The organism is Hyphomonas sp. (assembly GCF_013823385.1).
Classification (GTDB): Bacteria; Pseudomonadota; Alphaproteobacteria; order Caulobacterales; family Hyphomonadaceae; genus Hyphomonas.
This window is the reverse complement of record NZ_PNMA01000022.1, coordinates 58800-66463: the sequence shown is the minus strand read 5'-3', so window position 1 is coordinate 66463 and position 7664 is coordinate 58800. Positions and strand designations below refer to the sequence as shown.

General features: G+C 58.6%; 7 protein-coding genes. All 7 read right to left on the bottom strand.

Features of this window, described 5'->3' with window-relative positions; all coding sequences use genetic code 11:
- Positions 1-1999: chemotaxis protein CheA (locus C0456_RS13370; RefSeq protein WP_291052962.1), on the bottom strand; the 1999-nt coding region annotated here is incomplete at its 3' end.
- A 17-nt stretch (positions 2000-2016) separates the two neighbouring features.
- Positions 2017-2391, bottom strand: a complete 375-nt coding sequence (locus C0456_RS13365) for a response regulator (protein ID WP_367179272.1) — start codon at positions 2389-2391, stop codon at positions 2017-2019.
- Positions 2382-2705, bottom strand: a complete 324-nt coding sequence (locus tag C0456_RS13360) for an STAS domain-containing protein (protein WP_291052956.1) — start codon at positions 2703-2705, stop codon at positions 2382-2384. Before C0456_RS13360 ends, C0456_RS13365 begins: the two co-directional genes overlap by 10 nt.
- Before the next feature lie 707 nt (positions 2706-3412).
- Entirely contained in the window at positions 3413-3748 is a 336-nt protein-coding gene (locus C0456_RS13355) for a hypothetical protein (protein ID WP_291052953.1), read from the bottom strand.
- Complete coding sequence (locus tag C0456_RS13350) at positions 3745-4818, bottom strand: flagellar type III secretion system protein FlhB (protein ID WP_291052949.1); 1074 nt, start codon at positions 4816-4818, stop codon at positions 3745-3747. Before C0456_RS13350 ends, C0456_RS13355 begins: the two co-directional genes overlap by 4 nt.
- A gap of 9 nt (positions 4819-4827) precedes the next feature.
- A complete protein-coding gene (locus tag C0456_RS13345) occupies positions 4828-5583 on the bottom strand; it encodes a flagellar biosynthetic protein FliR (protein WP_291052946.1) in 756 nt (251 codons plus the stop codon).
- Positions 5583-7661, bottom strand: coding sequence for a flagellar biosynthesis protein FlhA (locus tag C0456_RS13340; RefSeq protein ID WP_291052943.1), 2079 nt, complete (start codon positions 7659-7661; stop codon positions 5583-5585). The genes C0456_RS13345 and C0456_RS13340 overlap by 1 nt, the downstream gene beginning before the upstream one ends.
- Positions 7662-7664 lie beyond the last annotated feature (3 nt).

Genomic DNA, 7664 nt, shown 5'->3' with positions numbered 1-7664 from the left:
ACTCGACCAGCACGAGAACCTGTCCATCGAGTTGCCGAAGTGGCGCACGCATACCCAGCGTGACGCCCACATCAACGACTGGGACGAACGCGCCGCGCACCAACACGACCTGGCCATCGCTGCCGAGGGGATGGATCATCGCCGGGTCAGGCTTGATGGTCTCGACGATCGAAGTGATCGGGATCACCAGCGTCTCGCCGGCAACCTGCACCACCATGCCGTCGAGAACGGCGAGGGTCAGCGGCAGCGAGATGACGAAGGTAGAGCCCTGCCCCGGGGTCGAGCGGATGGATATCTTGCCGCCCAGCGCCTGGATCGATCGTTTGACCACGTCCATGCCAACACCCCGGCCGGAGAGGTCTGAGAGTGTCTTTGCGGTGGAAAACCCGGGAAGAAAAAGAATATTGTCAATCTCAGCCGCCGTCAGGTTGGCGTCGGCGGCAATCAGCCCCTTATCAATGGCAATCTGCCGGACACGTTCGCGATTGATACCGGCGCCGTCATCAGCCACTTCGATGATCACACGGCCCGACCGGTGCGCTGCACTCAGACGGATGGCGCCTTCGGGCGTCTTGCCATTCTTCACGCGCTCTTCAGGGGTCTCAAGGCCATGATCGACCGCATTGCGGATCATGTGGGTGAGCGGATCAGCAAGTTGTTCGACCACGGTCTTGTCGACTTCGGTCATCTCGCCTTCGATCTTGAGACGGGCATCCTTGCCAGTCGCCGCCGCAGCTTCCCGCACGATCCGGGACATCCTCTGGAACAAGGATTTTACCGGCTGGGCGCGGATGGCCATCACGCTGTCCTGCACTTCCCGGGTGAGCTGCTTGAACTCATCTAGACCCGCAGCCGCCGCGGTGCCGGCTGTCAGCCCAGCATCGATCAGTGATTGAGACAGCATCGCCTGATTGACCACAAGCTCACCGATCAGGTTGATCAGCCGGTCGACCTTGTCGAGGTCAACGCGGACCGTCGCCCCTCCCCCGCCACTACTGCGCGCGCCGCTATCGCCTGCCGCAGCAAGAGCTGCAGGCGCCTTCGCAGGACCAGCCTCGCGCGCAGTGTCCAGAGGCACAACTTCGGCCAGCGGTGCGGCAATTGCAGGTTCACTCTCTACGGCTTCGGCAGCGGCCTCGGCGACTGCCTCGAATGCTGCCGCAGCCGGAAACTGCAGCTCGGCCGAATCATCTTCCGCATTCTGATTAATATCCGCGAGAACAACCCGCGGCGCGATCTCCAACTCGCAGTCGGAATCGACAAATTCGAATACAGCCCGGATGGCTGCTTCATCGTCGCACTCGACGTCAATTTTCCAGCGGCAGTAGTTTCCGAGCGGATCAAGTTCATCCAGTGCCGGTACGGCGGAAGCATCCAGGTTGACCGTTGTCGGACCAAGCCGCTCAAGTTCTCTGAAAATCAGTGCCGGTTCGCTGCCATGGCGCAGCAGGCTTGGCATCGGATGGAATGTCACGACATATCCGCTGGGCGCTGCCGGTTCCGCCAGCTCTCCCGGTTCGTCTGACTCGTCGCCGCCAATCGCGCCAAAGTCGAAACTCAGCACGAGCGGCTCGAAATCGTCCTCGCTCAGAGTGATGTCTTCTTCTGGGGTTTTAGTCGAGAGCGTGTCAAACTCGGCGATCAGCGCGTCACAGTTCTCCTGATCGAACGGGGCGCCAGACTGGGCCACGCGGACGAGGTCTCCGAGAACATCAGAGGCTCGCAACATGACATCCACCACCGGGCGCGAAGCTTCCAGCCGGTTGGAGCGGATTTCATCGAGAATGGATTCAAACTTGTGCGCGAAGCGGACCAGGTCGGTATAGGCAAAAGCGCCTGCGCCGCCCTTGATCGAATGGGCGGCGCGGAAGACAGCATTCACCGTCTCAGGATCATCATCGCCGTCCTGCATGGCCAAAAGGCCAGCTTCCATTGCTTCCAGCAGCTCGCCGCATTCGACGAAGAATGTCTGCCGGATTTCTTCCATTGGATCAGCCATGATGCCCCCCCTACCCCTCAAGATCCAGGCGAGGCGACACGGTGTATCGCGGCAACCAGCTTTTCATGATCAAACGGCTTCACGATCCAGCCCGTCGCGCCTGCGCGCCGGGCGCGGTCTTTCAGCTCCTGCGCACTTTCAGTGGTCAGGACAAGAATCGGGGTGGTGGGGCGCTCTGTGCCGTTGCGCACGGCATCAATCACGCCAAAGCCATCCATCCGGGGCATATTGATGTCGGTGATGATGACATCGGGCTCCATACCGGGGAATTTTTCCAGGGCGTCGATGCCATCCTCAGCGAGGTGAACATTGAAACCCGCGCTGCTGAGCGCAAGCCTCAGCATGTCGCGCATCGTCGCGGAATCGTCTATGGCCAAGATCGTTAGAGACATGGAAGTTGTTCGCTGTTCTGTACATCGCCGAGGTTTGCACCCAACCGGGAAAGGCCTGTCAAAAAGGCTTCAGAAGGATGCTGGAGGACTATGGTGCGGTAGTCCTGCGTTGAAGATTTCTTGATGGAAATTAAGACTTGAAGAGCGGCCGCGCCCAGAAAATCGACCTTCGAAGCGTCCAACTGCAGCACTGGACCGGTTGCTGCAGAAACCTGAGCATGCAGGTTGCGCGCTGCGTCGCTGGTCAATTTTGACGGAAGAAAAATGACAGGTTCGCCTTCTTCAGGTTGTGCCTGTGCAGATATATTTTCCAAATCGACCCCCCTGCGTTCCCTTGAGAATGTCATGCGTCCCACTGAACTACTCTTATAATTACCCTAATAATTCGTTGATTCTGCGTAATGGCCTGCAGTTCGTTACACAGTATACGGAAGACGACATCCAAACTGTTCACCGCCGAGCACCACCACTGAGCACTACTGTCGCGGATAGATTGATGAGAAGAATGTGCCTTTTCTACGAACTCAACTCTGGGACTGTAGCAAATGCGAGCATTCCAATCCGCCTAGGCGTTAATCGCCCCATCCTTGGTAGTATGGTCAAAGTTGCATCTCACTCGCAAAGTCAAAGGCGCCGCGCGGCGAATGAAGGATAACGCCATATCTTCCTTGTGCTGATGGCCGCCTTCTACAACCTCCAGCCCCCGCACCCGGCAAACTCAGGATGCGCCGCCATTCCCGGGGTGGTATACCGGCACCCACGGACACGCTCAGTGCCGGTGACCATTCCTCAGGCGCCCCCTCCCCTGCCCAAGGCCCGCGCGTAAGAAAACTCTGATACTGATGGCCGCGCTGCGAACATTGACGCAACTTCACACTCACGGTCACAGCTATGCGTTGCAGGCGATCGCCCCAAGCACATCCATACCGCGCAATATAGTCTGTTATCTGAGTATTTCTCAGCTATGGAAGTCCGCGTTCTGGAAAAGGCGGGCATTTGGGCCGCGCGAACGCCGCGGGGTCTAAAGATCGCTGGTGCGGTCTTCCGAATGCATCACGCGCTTCAGCGCGTCGCGCGCTGCTTCAAGTTCCAGTCTGCGCGTCGCCAGGGCCGCCTTCCGGGCGCCGAGTTCGGCAATCATCCGCTCCACCGTCCCATGCCGGCGCGCCAGGCTTGATCCATCAAACTCCTCAGCCGTGCAGTCGAGCGCTTTGAGGTTCTCGCCAATCTGCGCAATCTCGGCTTCGATACGGCGCACATCCTGCTGCAGGATCAGCATGTCCTGCTCGGCTTTCTGCCGCTTGATGCCAACAAGGGTCTGAAGTTGCGCTGCCTGCTTCCGGGGCATAAGGCTCATGCGCTGTTCCTCAACCGGTCAACGAACTGGATCGCGGCGGCCACAGCGGCAAAATGCTCGGCCTGAATTTCCTCGTCAATGTCGACCATTGCATAGATCGACCGTGTAGCCGGCGGATCGCTATAGATCGGCACATTGTTCTGGATCGCCAGCTCACGAATCCTAAGCGCCAGATGGTCTGTACCCTTGGCAACACAGACGGGGGCAAGCTTGCTGGCCGGGTCCCATTTCAGCGCTACCGCATAATGGGTCGGGTTCACCATAACGACAGTTGCCGTCTTCACATTCTGTAACATCTGCCCGCGGGAGACTTTCGTGGCCTTCTCGCGGCGCTGCTGTTTCATTTGCGGATCGCCCTCGCTCTGCTTCATCTCTTTCTTCATGTCCTCGCGCGTCATCCGCAGTTTCTGGGCATGAATGCGCTGCTGAAGCGGCAGGTCGAGCACGGCCAGCACAAACTGAAAGGCAAAGAAATAGAGGATCAGCCGGAGCGCTTGATTGAACGTGAACTGATAAAAATCAGCCGTTTCCACCGACGCGGCGCCATAATAATCGCGCGTGAACTGAACAAGAAACAGCGCGCCCAGCCCAGCCGCAAACAGCATCTTTGCCGTATCTTTCAGGAAGTCGGTGAGCCCCTTGGTGCCATATTTGTTTTTGATATTTTCGACCGGATTGATTTTCTTCATGTCCGGCATGATCTTCTTTGCCGAGAAGGCAATCGCCCGCTGAATGATCAGCGCCAGCAGAACCAGGGCCGCCATCACCAACAGTATCGGCGAAAGGGCCAGCAGAACCGTCGCAAGCCACATCCAGGTCGCGCCACCATCACCGTTGAAGATGTCTGCGGCAAATGAGTCGCCATGATACAGCATCCGGGAGAAGTCATCGAAAAGGCGGGGGCCGACCACCGCATTCAACAACAGCGCGGCGAGCAGGATGCCTAGGACCAGGGCAAAGGCGTTCGCCTCCTTCGACTGGGCCACATTGCCTTCTTTGCGTGCCTCACTGAGGCGCTGCTCGGTGGCTTCAAATTCCTTTTCGCCGCTGTCCTGATCTTGCTCGGCCATGGATTTTCCTCACAGCCAACCGATAACCTGAAGCGCGCGATCTTTCCAGATGATCAGCATCCCCGCAATCGAGATCGCCAGCAGCATCACCCCTGCCCCAACCATGAAGGGCGCGCCGACAAACGCCACCATCAGCGACGGCAGCGCCTTGTTGATGAAGCCGAGGCAGATATTGTAAAGAAGGTTTGCCGCTACAAATGGCCAGGCCAGCATCAATGCAAAACTTAGGGCTGAATAAAAGCTGCTAAAGATCATTGGCCAACTCACCTGCGCCAGTTGTCCAAGCGGAATCTCGGTGTACAGCCGCATCAGCCCATCTACGACCGCCACATGATAGTTCGCCGTCAATAGCACTGTTGTTCCGGCCAGCGACAGCATGTTGGAGGTAACCGTCTGAGCTTCATGCTCAAGCGCGACGCCGAGAAATTGCGCGAGACCGATGGACTGGGCAATCACCGAGCCGGCAATGGTCAGCATCCAGACCGAAAGCCGCAGAAGCGCGCCGAGCCCGAACCCGATCACGACCTCACTGCCCAGCAGCAGAAGAAGTTCAGCAGGCTTGTCCGCCGATGGCACAGGCACCACGCCCGTCGAGGCGATCGCCGCAGCTATGCCCAGAAGAACGAACAGACGAACCCGCGCTGAAATCACCTGGTCCCCGATGCCCGGCATCATGAACACGACAAAGGAGAGGCGTGCGATGACGGTCATGAACAGAACCATCCACGGGCTCGCCTGCCCCAGATAAGGGGCGATCAAGTCCATCAGGCCACGCCGATGATGTAAGGCTTGCTCTTGGAGTTGATCTCTTCGTAAGCAATCACCGCATTGCGGATGCCTTTGCTGGCGAGCACCGTCTGCAGGAACCGGCGCCGGCGCGAGGATGTCGCCACCGCAGCGATGATGCCTTTCTGAGCCGTCTCGTTGAGCTTTGACTGAACGGCATTGATCAGCTCCCCAAATATTTCCGGAGGCAGCGCAATGTCGGATCCACCGCTCTCATTGGTCACTTCATATTCGGCAAACTTCTGCTCCCAACTCGTCGACAGCTGGATCAGCGGCAGGCGGCCCTGGTCATCCTGCAACCGGTCAACGATCTGGAACGCCAGGCGCTGACGTACCAGCTCGATGACTCGCGGGAGGGGAAGGCCTTGGGGCTTGGCTTCAGCAACCGTCTCGATAATCAGGAAGAGATTGCGGATCGCGACGCGCTCAGTCAGCAGCATACGCAGCACCGACAGCAGAATCTCCGGTGTCACCTTGCCCGGAATGTATTCATCCAGGAAGCGCTTGTTGGCACCAGCGCGATCCACATCCGAAATGGCCGTCAGTGCGTCGAGCGTGTCCAGCATTACCATCCGTGTGAAGACGAGCGAGAAGTTCGATTGAATCACTTCCAGCATATGGGTCGCCAGAACCTCGATCGGCTCGACCACCGGAACGGCGGCGGCGGCCAGCTCCTGCTTCTTGGAGGACGGCAGCCAACGTGCGGCAGCTTTGTACACAGGCTCACGGACCTTTTCACCCGCAAGGTGTGGCAGCTGGTTGTCTTCAATCAGAGCCAACACCTGGCCCGGCCGCAGGAAACCTGAATCCACCCGCACGCCCTGAATACGGATACGGTATTCGTTCTTCTTCAGGGTCGGATTGTCCGTCATCCGGATCGGCGGCAGAACAAAGCCGTACTCTTCGGCAATGTAGCGGCGGATCTTGTCGATCCGGCTTTCAAAGCCGTTATCGCCGATCAGCACCATATTGACGAGATCGGGCGCAACTTCGAGATGGATTTCGTCCGCATAGATCGAATCGCCGATCTTGGCCGCCTTGGGCGCAGTGTCTTCCGGCTTGGCCGTTTCGGTCGCGGCCTTTTGGTCGGCCGCCTTCTTGGTGAAATAGGCCACCGCCGCAAAGCCGGCAGCACCTGCCATGAACGGGATAAAAGGCAGGCCCGGCAGAAGCGCGAAAGCCGCCAGAATACCGGCTACGATGTAAAGCGCCGTGGCATTCCCGGCGAGTTGAAGCCCCAGGGCACGGTCAATGGCGCCCTCCTCACGGCCCTTGGAGAGCAGGAGCGCGGCAGCAACCGAGACGATCACGGCCGGGATCTGGGAGACAAGGCCATCGCCCACCGTCAGAATGGAATAGTTGCTCAGCGCTTCAACAATGCTCAACTGATGGGCCACAACGCCGAACCCGATACCGGCCACAAGGTTCAGCGCGGTGATCAGCAGGCCCGCAATGGCATCGCCCTTCACAAATTTGGAGGCACCATCCAGCGAGCCGAGGAAACCGGCTTCTTCCTGCTCCCTCTGCCGGCGCATCTTTGCTTCTTCATGTGTGATCGCTCCGACGGCGAGGTCGGAGTCGATGGCCAGCTGTTTGCCTGGCATCGCATCAAGGGCAAAGCGCGCGCCGACCTCGGCCATCCGGCCAGCGCCCTTGGTGATGACCATGAAGTTGACGATCACCAAAACGCCAAACACGACCAGCCCTACAAAAAGGTTGCCTCCCATGATGAACATGGCGAACCCCTCGATCACCCCGCCGGCGGCATTGGTGCCGGTATGCCCTTCCCCGATGATCAGCTTTGTAGAGGAGACGTTGAGCGCCAGCCGCAAGACCAGCGACGCCAGGAGGATCGAAGGAAAGGACGAGAAGTCGAGCGGCTTTTCGACAAAGATCACGGTCGTGAAGATCAGGATCGACAGGGCGAAGGAAAGCGTCAGCCCGACATCCAGAACCCAGGCGGGCATGGGCAGCACCATCACCAGGATGATGGCCATGAGACCAATGGCAAGAAGCGCTGTCGGCTTGGTGAAGTTCAGAAGACTCTGCATCGGCATGAA

Coding starts and splice junctions, on each gene's coding strand:
- C0456_RS13355 (WP_291052953.1), bottom strand. CDS start 3,748: ATGAGCCTTATGCCCCGGAAGCAGGCAGCGCAACTTCAGACCCTTGTT.
- C0456_RS13365 (WP_367179272.1), bottom strand. CDS start 2,391: ATGTCTCTAACGATCTTGGCCATAGACGATTCCGCGACGATGCGCGAC.
- C0456_RS13340 (WP_291052943.1), bottom strand. CDS start 7,661: ATGCCGATGCAGAGTCTTCTGAACTTCACCAAGCCGACAGCGCTTCTT.
- C0456_RS13345 (WP_291052946.1), bottom strand. CDS start 5,583: ATGGACTTGATCGCCCCTTATCTGGGGCAGGCGAGCCCGTGGATGGTT.
- C0456_RS13350 (WP_291052949.1), bottom strand. CDS start 4,818: ATGGCCGAGCAAGATCAGGACAGCGGCGAAAAGGAATTTGAAGCCACC.